Consider the following 15118-nt stretch of genomic DNA (forward strand, 5'->3'; position numbering starts at 1 on the left):
TTTATAGTTTTAAAATGTTTCTAATACAATTTTTCCGATCGTACTTCCTGTTTCAATCATCGCATGCGCTTTTCTAATATTAGCAGCGTGAATTGGCGATAATGTCTCGTTTAATGTTGTTTTAATCGTATTTTGCTCAAGCAATTCACTCACTTGATTTAATAAAAGGTGTTGGTTAATCATATCTTCTGTATAGAACATAGGTCGTGTAAACATGAATTCCCAAACAAATGTAGCACTTTTACTTTTTAATAAACCTAATGCTAATGGTTTCTCATTTTCTACAATCGAACAAATCCCTCCTTGTGGTTTGATTACTTCTGCCATACCATTCCAATGTTGATCCGTATTATTTAAGCAAAAAATGTAATCAACTTCTTCTATTTCAATCTGTGACAATTGTTCTTTAAATGATTTATGGTGATTGATTACATAATCAGCACCTAAGCTTTTCACCCAATCTTTCGTTTCATTTCGAGAGGCTGTTGTAATGACGTTAAGACCCGCCCATTTTGCTAATTGTATCGCAATAGAACCAACACCACCTGCACCGCCAATGATTAAAATATTTTTTGATTTGTTCTTTTCCTTATTATTAAAATCAATTGCTAAACGTTCAAACATTCCTTCCCACGCTGTAATAGCTGTTAAAGGTACAGCAGCTGATTGTGCGTGAGTTAAATTTTTCGGTTTTGTTCCAACAATTCTTTCATCTACTACATGATATTCACTATATGTACCAGGTCTTGTAATACTCCCTGCATAAAAAACTTCATCACCCGGTTGAAACAGCGTACAATCTTCCCCAACTTCTACAACAACACCACTAGCATCCCATCCAAGTATTTTCGGCTCTTCTTCTTTTTTATCTTTTGGCGCTCGAACTTTTGTATCAACGGGATTAACAGAAATGGCATGGATTTTAACGAGTAAGTCTCTTCCTTTTGGCATAGGTCTTGGCAATTCAATATCAATCAAACTATTCTCATTTTCGATAGGTAGATATTCTAATAAGCCAATTGCTTTCATGTTCATTTCCTCCATTTAATGAAATTTGTCTTCTCCTTGCATTATAAATTGCAACATTAAATTATGTAAGAAGGCACATTAATGTAGTATAGTATCATTAGTGTTACTATTATTATTACTATGGAGTGCTGTCTTTATGAGGAATAGAAAAAGCGGTTATGGTTGCCAGGAGGGGTGTCCTGTTGAAATAACACTTGATGTTATCGGCGGAAAATGGAAAGGTGTTATTTTGTATCATCTATTAGATGAAAAAAAGCGATTCAATGAGTTACGAAGATTAATCCCCGGCATTACACAACGAGTGTTATCTTTACAATTAAGCGAACTAGAAAATGACGGAATTGTACATAGAAAAGTTTACCCAGAGGTTCCCCCTAAAGTAGAATATTCTTTAACTGATTTCGGAAGAACGCTAGAGCCGATTATTGTCCAAATGAGGAATTGGGGAAAAATGTACAAGTCAAGGTTAGCGGAAAAATCAGAAACACTATAATAATAACTGTTTAACCCACATGTTTTCTTGCAATGACATAATTATTTTTCAGCACATACCAGCTGTGAATTATATTGGGTCACAATACGAAATTGATAAATAATAGGAAGCTAAATTACGTCAGCTTCCTATTATTTATCAAATGACATTTTCACAGTTCTCTAGTAATAATAATTAAGTATAGCTATTTGTTTAATTGCTTCAATTCTAAGGACATTCTAATAAAGGTAACTGGGAATTCTCGGAATTTATGATTAAATTCCTTTTCAACTTGAAATCCCTTTGACCTGTAAAACAATAAACTACTTTCATTTCCTTTTAAGACATGTAGCGATAGTTTATTTAATGGCTGCAGCATTCGTGTCCCTTCCTGCATTAACTTTGATCCGATCCCTTTATTTTGATGATTAGGATGTATGTAAATCGATTCTAACAATGCTTCCCCGTTTTCTTGTTTCTTAGAGAAAAAAGCATAACCAATTATCCTTCTTTCTTCCTGCGCGACTAGCATTATAGAATTATCAAATCTGTATTGCATCGTCTCAAGAGAATAAGCTTCTTCCAATGTCTTTTCTTGAATATCTAAAGGAAGGATATGTCCATATGCATTCTGCCAAGTTATTTTTGCTATTTTCTTTACTTCCTCTGCATCGCTACTATTCATTTGCCGAATAATATAACTCAAATTTTTCTCCCCTTACTTTAAAGAATTTGATAAGTGTTTCGTGATTAAATTCCCTAAACTCTTTGAAGTGTATTAACTATGGATAATAACTCTCTTAAATCATCAATTACATGTTCATCTGTAAACTGATTTCCCCAAAATACATCCTTCTTCCATATTGCATGCATTCCCACATTCCGAGCTCCTATTACATCATTCTCTGGATGATCGCCTACGTACACACTTTCTTCAGGAGTAATACCTAATCTTTCTATAGCTCTTAGGAAGATTTCAGCTTGAGGTTTTTTAAGCCCTTCTTGCTCTGAAACTAATATGACATCCATATACTTATCAATCCCTAGAGCACGAATATTCAGTAGCTGGAATTCAGTGAATCCATTTGTAATCATACCTAATAATATCCCTCTATTTTTAAGCTCTTGTAATACGTGCTCCATGTTAGAAAAAGGAATACAGTGATGTTGAAAATTGCTTATGTAATCCTCTAACAGCTGCTCCCAAGTTAAACTAGAGATAACATATTCTTGGAATAATTGCTTATATACTTTATCTTTCCAAACATAGCCCTTATTGTCTAATTCAATAAATCGATTTACATATAACTCTTCAGGTATATGTTTTAGTTCATTGATGTACCTCTTATATTGATCTTTAATGAAGAGTTTAAGAGAACTATCTCTATCTAATAGAGTTCCATCTAAATCGAAAATTACAGCTTTAACCATTCTTTCGTCCCCCTACTTAAGCGATTGTTACGCATCTGATTTTTGAGAAATCCATCCTGTATTCTGGCCCCATTTATCCGCTTTTCTAAGAATCTCCCAAATTAGAGAATCTTTTGGCCTTTTATGGTTGCCTTAATCATTATTTCTCTGATTGGAATATATTTTAGAAAATCAAGCATACACCCATACAAAATTAAATTGAAATAGGAAGCTGCATTATATCAGCTTCCTATAATTTCAAAAAATATATTTAAGATTAGCTCCCCACATGTTTTTGTGACGAAATTGAAGGCTGACTAGAATTTTCTTGTTTTGTGATGGGAGATACGAAGATTGGATTACTTTTAAATAACACACTGACTGCATATGCAACGATTACATTTAATATAAGAGCAATAAGGCCGATATTTATATTGTAAATACTAATTTTTCCTATACTCATTCCAAGTACCGCCACATCTCCGACAAGAATACCTGCGGCAATTCCAATTGGAGTAAGTTTACGGATAAAGAAAACACCGATAAATCCTGGAAGAATCTGTCCAAATCCATAATAAGCTGTATTAACAAGAGATATCATTAAGCTAGGGGCAAAAATCGTTATGGCCATAGATAGCAGTAAGTATAAGATGACTACACCTTTAATTGATTTTAGCTGCGCTTGTTCCGATATATTCTTTATAAGATTACGAGAAACTAAAGCACCAATGACAAGGCTAATCATAGATAGCACTACAATGCCTGATAACACTGCTCCTGCTGCAATGACGCCAATTAACCATGGAGGCAGCAAAGAAATTGCCGTAGCCATAAATGCACTGTTAGGTTTGTCTAGATTTGGTATTGTAGCCAGAGCAAAATACGAGATGATGATTAAAAATGGAAACATAAACATATAGAGCGGCATGACAATCTGTGCTTTTTTTACCGCTCGTTCAGAACGGCCAGTAAAAAATACACCTGTAACATGAGGAACTGCATAAAATGCAAATGCTTGAAAAATGATAGTTGAAATTGCAAAGTTCATATCCATTGGCTTATCAACTTTGACTAAAGCCCCCTGTTGTTTCGCCATTTCAAATAGGTGGGACACACTGCCAACCTTGTGTAAAACTGCTCCGCCTACAATCACAATAGCAAGAAACATTAGGATATCTTTTACGATAGAAATAATAGCCGGTGCTTTGACGCCTGATACCGATATGTATATATAAGCCATAACTCCAGCGATAATAGTCGCTACAGGAGCTGATAAGTGAAACCCCAGTGCATTTAAAGAAACAACCAGGCCTTCGAATTGTAATTGAGCCCATGGAATTAAAAAAATGAGAGCTGTTATCGTAACAGTCAATTCCAGACCTCGATGTGAGTAATGGCCTTTAAAAATATCTGCTATGGTCATTGCACCGTACTGCTTACCTGCCCTCCAAATTAAAGGTGCAAAGAAATAGCCGACAGCATAAGCCAGCAGGATATATCCTAAAAACCATATTCCATAACTTGGCCCTTTTGCATATACACCGCCTGGGAACCCTAAAATAGTACCTACACCGTAAATTTCACCCACAGCTAAGAAAAATAGCAATATAGCGTTAAATTTTCGGCCTCCTACTAAATATTGCTCTACGCTGAGTTGCTCACTCTTCTCTCTTGAATATACAGCATACAGAATAGTAGCAAGTATGATAACAGAAAAAATAATTAGTGACACACGATAGCCCCCTTTTCTATAAATCCCCCTTCAGATTATGACGATCATACAACATCCAAGATAACCAAAGACAAAGCGATGTAAGCGGCAGCCATAGAAAAATCCAAAAATAAACGATTGGGAACCCCATGATGCTTATATTAGATGATGCAATAAATGGTAAGACACCAACAATAGCTGCAAACGGAATAATCATTCCAATAAAAACACTGCCGAACTTCATAGTGTACACCTCCTTTCAAAATAATATAACAATTTACAGAATTATCATTTTCTACATAAAATGGTAATTTCCTTTTTTGATTAAAAATTAATAACAATGAATATAGACCAAAACATACAAAAAGCACAGCCGATGAGAACAATCGACCGTGCTTTTTATAAAGTCATAACTTTTCTTACACGATTTTGGTGATATCGAAACATAAGAAGCCAAGTGATGCTACAAATAGGAAAAATTGCACATTAGTACGAATTAAGATTATAAGGGCCTTGCCCATCCTCCTGATAGATTAAGTAAATAAGCAGTTTTCTTCATTTTGAATTCTAAAACCTATGTTTCTTATTTTTTTATCACTCCAAAAGTAATTTTCATACTTGGAGCGTAGATTAAAGAGGAATTACTATTAAATACTTTAGAAAATCGCAGTTCTGCTTCATACTGATCTTGTGCTTCGGTAAATGTAGCCCCTCGATTGATTAGATGCTCAATAAATTCTTTCCTTTCAGTAGGAGCTGCACCTAATCCTTCTTCTTTGAGTGAATCGTATAATCTCTGCTTATCTGTTTCATTTATATTAGAATCAAGAAAATTAACTTTATCACTAACTCGGCAATCAATGTTTTTTACACCTAATTCGCTCAGGTAGGTTGGTAACTTAATCCCGATGTTTCCATCTTTTCCATTTCGTTTTGTATCTTCTTCAAATAGTTTTTGAAGAAAACCAAGCTGAATAATTTCTGATTGGTCGTGTTTGTTAAGGTTGTACGAAGACATATTGGAAATCCAGTGCGGTTCAAAACATATGATATTACCTTCATCAATGACTGAATGAATCATTTTCTGCAGCATTTTTATTGGATCAGCCATATGTAACAAAAATGCATGACACACCGCTATGTCATACTTACTCTCTAATTCAATTTCAGTAATATCAGCTTCAATAAATTCAGCTTCGTACGGAAGGTCCTGAAATAGACTCTTTGCTGTCTGAATCAATTGTTGCCCTTTATCAATACCTGTATATCTTGAACCTAGCGGTAACAAAGGTAACAGTTTAAGTCCTAAATATCCATACCCGCACCCAAAGTCAATAATATGTACGGGTTTAAAAATTTTCCAAACTGAATTCACTAAAAATCCTAAATAGTCATCGTTATAATACAAATCTCTTGTATTCCTTAAATAATCCAATCTTTTATCCCAATAATAATCTTCCAATATAACAAGCTCCTTTCTCCATGTTTAGTTAGTATTTTGAGTTAACTTAAGTCACAAAAGCAGAAATTAATTTCAGTGAAGCTTTATCCTTCATCTACGAATGGTTATGTTCTCTTGAAATTCCCTTTCCTTTCTCCTGTTGAATACCGCAAACAATATATCAAGACAGAAAGAACCTATAAAAGATGTGAGAGCTCAATCATCCACGCCCTTATCAAAAAGTAAGACTAAATAGAAGAGATTTTAGTTGTATGCTATATATATTCAATTAGCATAGCCTACTATTTTATGTATAATTAAATGGTATATTTCGGAAACTACACAAATTGTAATCTAAAAAATGGGTTAAAAGAATAGGAGGAGTATTATGACTCGTTGTACAAATTGTAAGGCGAGATGGAAAGCAAAAGATGTATGGTCTCTATTTTTCCAAAATGATGGTAAAGATTGTCCGTATTGTAATCAAAGACAATATATTTCAGCCGAAACCTTTCGTTTTTCAAGTGAAATTTTACGCGGCCTCTTTTTATTCCTTTTTCCTTTCTTCGTTGAACTAAGCGATGAGAGCCCTTTAGAAGACTTTAAGAAAAAATAATATAGATTTACTCCGTTTTACCTCCCCTTCTCTTTTAAAAAAATAGCCCTGTTAAATTTTAATGTTGATAATTGAGTAAATTAGAGGGAAACCCTTATATTTTGGTTTCCCGTTTTTATACTTTTGACTTTTTCGCTGTTAAGAAACATTTTTTAGCCAAGTAATAATTCGAAGTACCTGAGATGGTTCAAACCAAGTAATTAAAAACATCACAACGAAGAAAGAAATAAGTGATATGAATTTTAATGTTCCTTTTTCCCGTTTAGCAACTGCTATAAAACTTAGTACAATTCCAACTAAAAAAGAAATAAAACTAAAAAGGACAATCGGTTCAGAATAGCCATCTATTATCGAATTTAATCCGAATAATAATAGCCCTATAAACATCAAGACTATCGACAATATACTGGATTTTTTCATAATTACACCTCCAAATATGATTTTACCATTTTAAGGAGTAAACGATAATTATTTTTTGTTGCATATGAATTAACAATTACACGATAAACTTAGATAAACGTAAGCTCTCATACGTATCAATCATTTCATACACAAATGACGATAGGAGAAATTCTTTTATATTGTGTTTAGTGCTTTCGTTACTGCAACTATCAACAAATAAAAACCAAGCGAGATAGTTATCGAGATATTTTGTAGCCACGCCTTTAAATCGGTCTATCCATTGTTTCATACGAGAATGGAGACCATTATACTTTCCAAACCTTACAACGTGTTCAGAAGCACAATGAGGGCATTCAAATCCCTCTTTGAAACGTATTTCACGCATTTCATTGATTAAACGACCATCGACAGAGGAAGAAGGCTCTACATAACGTTTTACCCATTGCAACACTCGCTCTTTTTCTATGTGGGATAATTTGTCGATATGTTTTAATGAATTTCTGAACGCTTCGCTCAACCTTGCCACCTCCCGAATGTTCGTTCTTACTATACTTAGTTCCAGGAGAGTTATCAAATATCAACATTTACCTTTAACAGAACCAAAAAAATTAACCAAAACATACTTTTATTTATAAGAAAAAACGTATCTTTAATTTCGCTATAAACGAGAGGTTATAGTGAAAAAAATCCTAAGTGTAAGAAAATCAAGAATGCCACTTCCAGTAAATGTCTTAACGTAGAAAATGTGATATTTAGTTGAATGTACCCCATGCCCATCAAGCTAAAGTTTTATTACACCCCCAGAACGAAATTTTTAGAATTTCTTGTGAAAAAAAGCTTATTTATCTTTTTGGGGGTAACCTGCTTTCTTAGGTTGATGGCAATGGGATGCTGACGGCAAAACGCGGATTTTAAACGCTAAGGATATGCTGGATTTCATGCAGATTGCGAGAACGGTTTGAACTGCCAAATGCTGTTGTGACAGGGATGCATGAAATCCTACATACAGTGGAGGGAACGGAAGGCTGGCAAACCCTTGATATGAATGGATTTCTGAGATTTGGTTACTGCTAATAATGTTACGTTATGTTAACCTAACGTGTATATGGCATACATTTAAACTTTGAAATTTTTGCTTTTTGCTACGTGGTATAATTAGGAAAAAAAGGAGGGATATAATGATTCGTTTAGCAGAAGTAGAAGATGCACATTTGGTTCATGACGTTATGATGTCTGCATTTGAAGAGTATCGACATATAGATATTCCATCAAGTGCATTAAGCGAAACAGTAAATTCTATACAAAAATCTTTATCTGATAATAAAGAGCAAGCTTTATTATACATACAAAATAACATTCCAATCGGCTCAGCAAGATTTAAATTAAGTGAAAATTCCCTTTATTTTTCCCGTCTCTCTGTTTGTCCAGAAAAACGAGGGAAAGGTGTAGCAAAATATATGCTTTCATGGTTAGAAACATATGCTCGTCAACATGGCAAAAAAGAGATTCGTTGCCAAGTACGTATGTCTGCCCCACAAAATATAAAATTATACAAATCAGTTGGATATGAGATTTGTGGAGAAGAAGTAGTTGTAAAACCAAATGGAAGTGAAGTAAAAACAGTGTTCATGAAAAAAGACGCTTAGTTAAACAGTAACTTCTGATAACAAGAATTATGTGAACACAAAAGTCCCACAGTTAAACAATCTGGGGGACTTTTAATAGTCTCTTAAATACATTGAATCCCGGTAATGATACGTTATGTTAACTTCACATGTATAGAATATACATTATTATTTACATAGGATTTAAATATATTCATAGCGAAATAAACTAAATACAAAAGGAGGAGTAACCATTATGTCATTTCCAGTTCTAGAAACAGAAAGATTAATACTAAGAGAAATTACAAAAGAGGATTCAACGGCTATTTTCGATTATTTTTCAAAAGAGGATGTAACACAATTTTATGGTATGAATTCTTTTAAAGATTTAAAAGAAGCTGAGACTCTTGTAGAGAACTTTCAGAGTGCTTTTCATGATAAAAGAGGAATTCGATGGGGAATTGTTACAAAAACAGAAAATAAATTCATTGGAACAATAGGGTTTCATGCTTGGAGTCCTCAACATAAACGTACAGAAATAGGTTATGAGATTCATCCGGATTATTGGAGAAAAGGATATATATCAGAAGCCGTAAGAACTGTTATTACATATGGATTTAATGAATGGGATTTAAATAGGATTGGTGCAATTATTTTTACAGACAATATCGCCTCACATAGGTCAGTACAAAAATTTGGTTTTAAACAAGATGGAGTATTAAGAGAATATATGTACCAAAATAATTATCCGAACGATGTTATCAGTTATTCTCTAGTAAAAAGCGAGTGGAATAATTAAAATCATTCTACTTCCGCTAACGAATTTTACGTCAACTAGCTTCTTTTGTAGAGGCTAGTTTTTCTGCTTAGCGTGGGGTTTTTCCGAAATGCTGGCGGTACCCCATACAGTTCTAAAGAAGGCTACAGAAGCCGAATTAAATCGTCGATTAAGTCCCTCTAGACTTAATAAAACTCCTGTTGAAGTTTCTAGTTGACTACAAAGTTGAGTAAGAGAGGTAGTAGCGACTTGTTGATTTAACCATACACACAAAGATAAGAAATGGTGCCCGTGGCACTTACGTTTTCGTTTCATCCCGCCTGCTTCTATAGCTAATTGATTAAGTGTAGCAGGAGACATATATCGATATAACTCTTCGGCAAATAAAGCTAATTCTTGTTTTGGGTTCATATTCATAAAAAGCACGTCACCCTTTCTCATTAACATAAGAGAATAGTAACGTGCTTTTAACTTCAAAAATAGTCTAAATCCTTAAGTTGATGGATGTGTGGCGCTACCCCAACATGGATACATTCTAAAATCTTTATTTTTCTAAAATGACCCGATTGTATAAAGGTTGTACTTCACGGGAATTATCTAAATAATATTTTTGAAAAGTTTGTAGCTGATTTTTTGAAATTTCTACTGGTTGTTTTAATACATACCATTCAACATTTTCTGTATAAGGTGCAGTTGTTAATGATCCTAAATAATGATAATAATTTCTTTCTTGTGGAAGCAATTGTTGTATATTAATAGTTGTTGTAGGTGGTAATTCTATTTTTTTGTTTTTTTGAATTTGGTCTAAAATAGTTTGAAATGCTTCATTTTTCGAGCCAATTGTGAAAAATACACCTAGAACAGCAAGACGACCGGATGAGCTTTTGTTAACAAAGTGAAGCTCCATTTCATATTGTTTTCCATCTATTGTATGTTCACTTGGCGCGTGAAAATGAAATTGTGTTAAAGAAAATTGTCTACCATTAATATTAGCAATTCCATCCTGATTTTTTACTTCAATAGTATGGCCATTATCTTTTACGGAAACAAATGAATTGTTGTAATTTAGATCTAATGTTCCTATATCATTCATTGATTTTACATTATTAGATACAATATTAATCGGTGATTGATATTTACCCGATTCAATCATGTTAGATTTCGATTCGTTTTTTTCTTTTGTTGTTTTTAAAACATCATTAGAACAAGCACTAATTATAATGCTAAAAACAATCAAAAATGAAAATAACTTTATTTTCATAATATTTATACACATCCTTTTGAATTATTTAGAAGAGCATAAAAAGAAGTATAGTAAATCATATCATGAGTAAAAAAAATAAAAATTTCATTACATGGAATTTGTAATTATTTTCATAATGATTATTTTTATCCTAACAAACGGTGAATCCCCCTTTCACTCTTCTTTATATTTTTATCTTACACAAGAAAAATTTCTTTTTTCTTATCCATTCCTTACAAATTTCTTACGTTCAAACTAGTTTCTATAATTAGGATAGCAGAAGCATCTGTGAACATGCTTTTTCAATAAATATATTAATCAAAAAGAAACACAGAAGTTTTTCACTTCCATGTTTCTTTTTTCGTCCTTTAATTATTAAAGATTCGATTTACTCCGAACGAGAGTTCAGCCGCATGTCCATCAACTTGAGAAATTAATTGTTCCTCAAAAAGAAAAAAATGAGCTGAATTCCCATGGACAACGATGAAGAGATAAAAATTTCATTTTAGGGGGTATTTTATTTTGTTAGCTTGATGGCGATGTGGCGGTCCCCCTACATGTTTATAAAAAAGTTGGATTTGTGGTGGAAGGTGAGCTTCTAGACGAGTTTTTCGTTGATGGTAACTATCATAATGCGATAAGAATGTGTATGTTTCAGAAGCAATATTTTGAAAGTACGTAGTTGATTGAATTGAAAGTAATATTGACGCTTCGCAAAACCACCGTATGCTAAAATTCCTTTTAAGTATTAAGGAAGGTGCAGAACGTGCTTGGGGTCACATCACATGCCCATCAACCTAAGGTTTTAATATCCCCCCTAAATGAAAATTTTCTTTCTCTACAGGTAGTTACTCTGAGAAGTCAGCTCATTTTTCGTTTTGGAGGCATTTATTTTTCTTAAGTTGATGGATATGTGGCGGTCCCCCTTCAGGGGAAATAAAAATTCGATTCAAAATCAGATTGGAGATAAAAGTAAGACTATAGCCTGTTTTTAGACGTATCTCGGCTGTACCCCTCATTCACATAAATTTCAAAATTATTATATAACAAATATTAATATTTGTTATATAATAATAAAATCATTAAGGCATTACCCCTAAGGTTAGTATGTCTAATGAAATTATTTATTTTTCCCTAATATGTACTTTAACCCTAAAAAGAACTTGTAGTGATTTCTACAAGTTCTTTTTGTATTTCTGATTAAAAATGGATACGATAGTATGTAATTCTGTGACGTGTTTGATAGGCATAGGGGAGCAACACAATCCATTGAATTTCCACCTCTCTAATTTTTGATTCTTTCTTCATACTGTTTGGCAAGTTTATAAAATGAAGAACGTTTGATGCCATACTTTTTCATCGCCCCTACTGCTGTAATTGAACCGGATTTCCATTCCTTATAAGCTTCAATAAATGCTTCTGTTATTTCGACAGGAGGGCGTCCCAAGTGTTTTCCTTGTTTTCTGGCAAGAGCAATTCCTTCAGCTTGACGTTGTTTAATATCAATCCGCTCTTTTTCTGCAAAGGCTGATAATATTGTAAGGGTTGCTTTTTGAATTGCACTCTGAATAACATCATTTGTACTTTCACCAGTATAATTGACGTTAATGTATGGTTCTTTTATAAATTGTAAATTCACTTTATGTTTTTCATAATATCTAAATTCTTCTAATGTATCGTTCATATTTCTTCCAAGTCTTGTTAAGGAATCAAACACAATCGTGTCCCCTGTACGAGCAAGACGTTTTAGCATTTGATAATTCTCTCGCTCCATATTTTTTCCAGATTCTTTATCAATGAAAATATCTCGATCCTCTATTCCTAAATCCTTCATATTCTGAATTTGTCGTTCTTCATTTTGATCTTTACTTGAAACTCGTACATATCCAAATTTTTTATGTTTCATATGCTACACCTCACTGTTAATTTTACCAATCATGTCCGTAAAGGTATATGAAAAATACAGATGTCTGTAAAGTGAGAAATAGACATTTATAGATGTGTTTTTTTATAGTATTCTATATATCTGTAAAGGTATACTTTTACGAACGAATTAAGAGATCCTAATTCATAAAGTAAAAAATGTATCTAAAGGTGTACCTTTTGGTGCAAAAAAAGAATCCTTGTAATATAAGGATTCTTTACAGAAATAGTTATAATTATATATGGTACAACTTGTTATAAACAAATATACATATTTAAGAGCTCATAGTATAACTGAATTTCTCTTCTTTTTAAGAATATCTATTCCTTTTCTAGCCAAGAAATGGGAATTTCTTTTTCGCCAGCTACTTCAAACTGAATTTCTCCATTTACTTCAAAAACCCGTTCGATAATGGGTATTGTAATCATTTTATTTTCCTTGCTCTTTCTCTTTCGTACTAGTTCTAAGTCGATAATATTCATGATGAAATCCCCTCTGTATATGTAAGACAGCAAAAAAAGCACCCACATGAGTACTTTTTTAACTTGAATCACCATTTTACTTTTTGAGCTGTTACTCTATGTATATTTTACCATATTTATCTCTGACATTTATTGATAACTTTATTTTATTCCAAATAAAGTTTATTTACAATGAAAAACCTGGCTTTGTCTACTATGAGTTAACCCTAACCATCCGTTGATTAGTTACTGAAAACACTTCGTTTCAATTGTGTGATTATAGATAAAAAATTCAATTTTAAATCATATTGAAAATAAAAGTAATCCTATAACCTATTTTTACACGTATCTCAGTTGTACCCCTATTAGAATTCAGCTCATTTTTTTCGTTTTGGGGAACAACAGATTTTTTAACATAATGGTTATGGAAAATGAATGTCTCTTCTTTCTTGTAATTTTTTGAATTAATCACACCTCAATATTCAATCATTATTCGATTAAGTTAACTCAAAAGCTTCTTCCAATGCAGCTGTATCTTCAAAGAATTGAAATAACTTAATCTTCTCTTTTTCAATTTTACAAACCACTGCCCAATCACTCTCAAAAGTTTTTCCAGTTACTCGGACTTTGATTCGAAAACTTCCCCATGCAAATGATGTATCTTGATCACCAATTATTTTATTAATGACAAACATATCTATTTGATATGCTTCCGCTAAAATATTTAAATATTTTTTTACTCCCTCTTTACCTTCGTATGTACCATATAAAGGGATTTTTTTAGATGGCTCTTTTTTAAGAATAATAAATTTTGCTTCATCGTGAACTAGTTCAATCACTCTATCAATTTGTTTACTCCCTAATGCATTATAATAATTGGCTAAAACCAGTTGGGCATTATTCATCATTCCAAAACTCCTTTCTTAAATTTTACAGTTTTCATCCCATTGTTTGAGAAATTAGTAAAAATCATGCAAATTGAGAAAAAGGAAAAGTTTTTCCTTACTATTTTACAAAGAGATTTTTGGACAAAGCAGACTTTCATCGCTAGTTTAAAAAGATAGAGGGTTTCCGTCTCCAATCCTAAATTCACCTATATCTCTAAACTTGTCATAACGTTGTTGTATAAGCTCTTCTAAAGATAATGATACCAATTCTTTTAGAGAAGATTCGATTGTAGATTCGATCATTTTCGCTTGTGATTCTACATCATTATGCGCTCCACCTTTAACCTCAGGGATTAAAGTATCAATAATTCCTAATTCTTTCGCATCTGCTGCGGTAATTTTCATGTATTCAGCTGCTTTAGGAGCTTGAGCAGAATCTTTCCATAGTATAGATGCTGCACCCTCCGGGGAAATAACTGAGTACCATGAATTTTCTAACATATGAATATGATTACTAACACTGATACCGAGGGCTCCACCACTTGAAGCTTCGCCGATTACAATAGATACGATTGGTACTTTGAGATTGCTCATTTCAAAGAGATTCCGAGCTATTGCCTCTGATATTCCACGTTCTTCAGATTCCTTTCCAGGATACGCTCCTGATGTATCGATAAATGTGATAACAGGACGTTTAAATTTTTCAGCTTGCTTCATAAGCCTTAGAGCTTTTCTATACCCTTCTGGATGTGCCATTCCAAAATTTCGTTCGATACTTTCCTTTGTATTTCTTCCCCTTTGTTGACCAATGATAGTAACAGGTACTTCTTGAAACTTAGCAATTCCACCTATGATTGCTTTATCATCTCCATATAGTCTATCACCATGAAGCTCCAAAAAGTTCGTAAACAATAGGGGAATATAGTCTAATGTTGTAGGTCGATTACGAACTCTTGCGATTTGAACTCGTTGAAAAGGGGTAAGGTTATCATATATCTCATTTTCTATTTTATTTAAACGTTCTTGTAATATATCGATTTCCGATGATAAATCCAGATCGTTTTCTATCATAAACTTCTGTATTTCAGAAACTTTTTTTCTTAACTCAATTATAGGACGTTCGAAGTCCAGACTCATGTT

17 protein-coding genes and 2 pseudogenes are annotated in these 15118 nt (G+C 33.0%); 5 read left to right on the plus strand and 14 right to left on the minus strand.

Annotated elements, in window-relative coordinates; all coding sequences use genetic code 11:
• Positions 1–9 precede the first annotated feature (9 nt).
• Positions 10–1029 carry a zinc-binding alcohol dehydrogenase family protein gene (locus AB1284_RS12680; RefSeq protein WP_429748939.1) on the minus strand — a complete coding sequence of 340 codons (1020 nt, stop codon included), beginning with the start codon at positions 1027–1029 and terminating at the stop codon, positions 10–12.
• A 136-nt stretch (positions 1030–1165) separates the two neighbouring features.
• On the opposite strand from AB1284_RS12680, the gene AB1284_RS12685 reads away from it, so the two are divergent.
• Positions 1166–1522: a winged helix-turn-helix transcriptional regulator gene (locus tag AB1284_RS12685; protein WP_429748937.1), complete on the plus strand. Its 357-nt coding sequence runs from the start codon at positions 1166–1168 to the stop codon at positions 1520–1522.
• A 184-nt stretch (positions 1523–1706) separates the two neighbouring features.
• Here AB1284_RS12685 and AB1284_RS12690 read toward each other — a convergent pair whose 3' ends face one another.
• From AB1284_RS12690 to AB1284_RS12710, 5 genes are all read right to left on the minus strand, one after another.
• Positions 1707–2207: a GNAT family N-acetyltransferase gene (locus AB1284_RS12690; RefSeq protein WP_429748935.1), complete on the minus strand. Its 501-nt coding sequence runs from the start codon at positions 2205–2207 to the stop codon at positions 1707–1709.
• Positions 2208–2260: 53 nt separating this feature from the next.
• Positions 2261–2932 (minus strand): HAD family hydrolase, encoded by a 672-nt coding sequence (locus AB1284_RS12695; protein ID WP_429748934.1) that lies wholly within the window; start codon positions 2930–2932, stop codon positions 2261–2263.
• A 256-nt stretch (positions 2933–3188) separates the two neighbouring features.
• Positions 3189–4643, minus strand: a complete 1455-nt coding sequence (locus tag AB1284_RS12700) for a sodium:solute symporter family protein (protein WP_429748932.1) — start codon at positions 4641–4643, stop codon at positions 3189–3191.
• Positions 4644–4659: 16 nt separating this feature from the next.
• The gene (locus AB1284_RS12705; protein ID WP_429748931.1) at positions 4660–4866 is read right to left on the minus strand and encodes a DUF3311 domain-containing protein; all 207 of its coding nucleotides are present in this window, start codon (positions 4864–4866) and stop codon (positions 4660–4662) included.
• 339 nt (positions 4867–5205) lie between these two features.
• Positions 5206–6084, minus strand: a complete 879-nt coding sequence (locus AB1284_RS12710) for a class I SAM-dependent methyltransferase (protein WP_429748930.1) — start codon at positions 6082–6084, stop codon at positions 5206–5208.
• Positions 6085–6451: 367 nt separating this feature from the next.
• On the opposite strand from AB1284_RS12710, the gene AB1284_RS12715 reads away from it, so the two are divergent.
• Complete coding sequence (locus tag AB1284_RS12715; RefSeq protein ID WP_429748928.1) at positions 6452–6679, plus strand: hypothetical protein; 228 nt, start codon at positions 6452–6454, stop codon at positions 6677–6679.
• A 138-nt stretch (positions 6680–6817) separates the two neighbouring features.
• On the opposite strand, the gene AB1284_RS12720 is transcribed toward AB1284_RS12715, so the two are convergent.
• Together AB1284_RS12720 and AB1284_RS12725 are read right to left on the minus strand one after the other, a co-directional pair.
• Positions 6818–7099 carry a hypothetical protein gene (locus AB1284_RS12720; RefSeq protein ID WP_429748927.1) on the minus strand — a complete coding sequence of 94 codons (282 nt, stop codon included), beginning with the start codon at positions 7097–7099 and terminating at the stop codon, positions 6818–6820.
• A 76-nt stretch (positions 7100–7175) separates the two neighbouring features.
• Entirely contained in the window at positions 7176–7598 is a 423-nt protein-coding gene (locus AB1284_RS12725) for a hypothetical protein (protein ID WP_429748926.1), read from the minus strand.
• 661 nt (positions 7599–8259) lie between these two features.
• Here AB1284_RS12725 and AB1284_RS12730 point away from each other — a divergent pair.
• Together AB1284_RS12730 and AB1284_RS12735 are read left to right on the plus strand one after the other, a co-directional pair.
• Positions 8260–8727 carry a GNAT family N-acetyltransferase gene (locus tag AB1284_RS12730; RefSeq protein WP_429748924.1) on the plus strand — a complete coding sequence of 156 codons (468 nt, stop codon included), beginning with the start codon at positions 8260–8262 and terminating at the stop codon, positions 8725–8727.
• Between the two features lie 214 nt (positions 8728–8941).
• The gene (locus tag AB1284_RS12735) at positions 8942–9484 is read left to right on the plus strand and encodes a GNAT family N-acetyltransferase (RefSeq protein WP_429748922.1); all 543 of its coding nucleotides are present in this window, start codon (positions 8942–8944) and stop codon (positions 9482–9484) included.
• A 96-nt stretch (positions 9485–9580) separates the two neighbouring features.
• On the opposite strand, the pseudogene AB1284_RS12740 reads toward AB1284_RS12735, so the two are convergent.
• Together AB1284_RS12740 and AB1284_RS12745 are read right to left on the minus strand one after the other, a co-directional pair.
• Positions 9581–9880: pseudogene (locus AB1284_RS12740) on the minus strand (IS4 family transposase); the annotation flags it as partial.
• A gap of 127 nt (positions 9881–10007) precedes the next feature.
• Complete coding sequence (locus tag AB1284_RS12745) at positions 10008–10724, minus strand: carbonic anhydrase (protein WP_429748920.1); 717 nt, start codon at positions 10722–10724, stop codon at positions 10008–10010.
• 535 nt (positions 10725–11259) lie between these two features.
• Here AB1284_RS12745 and AB1284_RS12750 point away from each other — a divergent pair.
• Positions 11260–11388, plus strand: a pseudogene (locus AB1284_RS12750) (spermidine acetyltransferase); the annotation flags it as partial.
• 603 nt (positions 11389–11991) lie between these two features.
• Here AB1284_RS12750 and AB1284_RS12755 read toward each other — a convergent pair.
• The 4 genes from AB1284_RS12755 to AB1284_RS12770 form a co-directional block, all read right to left on the minus strand.
• Positions 11992–12612, minus strand: coding sequence for a recombinase family protein (locus tag AB1284_RS12755; protein ID WP_429748918.1), 621 nt, complete (start codon positions 12610–12612; stop codon positions 11992–11994).
• A gap of 338 nt (positions 12613–12950) precedes the next feature.
• Positions 12951–13112, minus strand: a complete 162-nt coding sequence (locus AB1284_RS12760; RefSeq protein WP_429748917.1) for a hypothetical protein — start codon at positions 13110–13112, stop codon at positions 12951–12953.
• A gap of 476 nt (positions 13113–13588) precedes the next feature.
• Positions 13589–13999 (minus strand): nuclear transport factor 2 family protein, encoded by a 411-nt coding sequence (locus AB1284_RS12765; protein WP_429748915.1) that lies wholly within the window; start codon positions 13997–13999, stop codon positions 13589–13591.
• A gap of 144 nt (positions 14000–14143) precedes the next feature.
• The gene (locus tag AB1284_RS12770) at positions 14144–15115 is read right to left on the minus strand and encodes an acetyl-CoA carboxylase carboxyltransferase subunit alpha (protein ID WP_429748913.1); all 972 of its coding nucleotides are present in this window, start codon (positions 15113–15115) and stop codon (positions 14144–14146) included.
• Positions 15116–15118 lie beyond the last annotated feature (3 nt).

It is taken from the genome of Bacillus sp. S2(2024) (assembly GCF_050474045.1).
GTDB lineage: Bacteria > Bacillota > Bacilli > Bacillales > Bacillaceae_G > Bacillus_A > Bacillus_A yunxiaonensis.

Bases quoted from the DNA above. Each gene is read 5' to 3' on its own strand.
- AB1284_RS12680 (WP_429748939.1), bottom strand. From the start codon at position 1,029: ATGAAAGCAATTGGCTTATTAGAATATCTACCTATCGAAAATGAGAAT.
- AB1284_RS12685 (WP_429748937.1), top strand. From the start codon at position 1,166: ATGAGGAATAGAAAAAGCGGTTATGGTTGCCAGGAGGGGTGTCCTGTT.
- AB1284_RS12695 (WP_429748934.1), bottom strand. From the start codon at position 2,932: ATGGTTAAAGCTGTAATTTTCGATTTAGATGGAACTCTATTAGATAGA.
- AB1284_RS12705 (WP_429748931.1), bottom strand. From the start codon at position 4,866: ATGAAGTTCGGCAGTGTTTTTATTGGAATGATTATTCCGTTTGCAGCT.
- AB1284_RS12715 (WP_429748928.1), top strand. From the start codon at position 6,452: ATGACTCGTTGTACAAATTGTAAGGCGAGATGGAAAGCAAAAGATGTA.
- AB1284_RS12720 (WP_429748927.1), bottom strand. From the start codon at position 7,099: ATGAAAAAATCCAGTATATTGTCGATAGTCTTGATGTTTATAGGGCTA.
- AB1284_RS12730 (WP_429748924.1), top strand. From the start codon at position 8,260: ATGATTCGTTTAGCAGAAGTAGAAGATGCACATTTGGTTCATGACGTT.
- AB1284_RS12735 (WP_429748922.1), top strand. From the start codon at position 8,942: ATGTCATTTCCAGTTCTAGAAACAGAAAGATTAATACTAAGAGAAATT.
- AB1284_RS12745 (WP_429748920.1), bottom strand. From the start codon at position 10,724: ATGAAAATAAAGTTATTTTCATTTTTGATTGTTTTTAGCATTATAATT.
- AB1284_RS12755 (WP_429748918.1), bottom strand. From the start codon at position 12,612: ATGAAACATAAAAAATTTGGATATGTACGAGTTTCAAGTAAAGATCAA.
- AB1284_RS12760 (WP_429748917.1), bottom strand. From the start codon at position 13,112: ATGAATATTATCGACTTAGAACTAGTACGAAAGAGAAAGAGCAAGGAA.
- AB1284_RS12765 (WP_429748915.1), bottom strand. From the start codon at position 13,999: ATGATGAATAATGCCCAACTGGTTTTAGCCAATTATTATAATGCATTA.
- AB1284_RS12770 (WP_429748913.1), bottom strand. From the start codon at position 15,115: ATGAGTCTGGACTTCGAACGTCCTATAATTGAGTTAAGAAAAAAAGTT.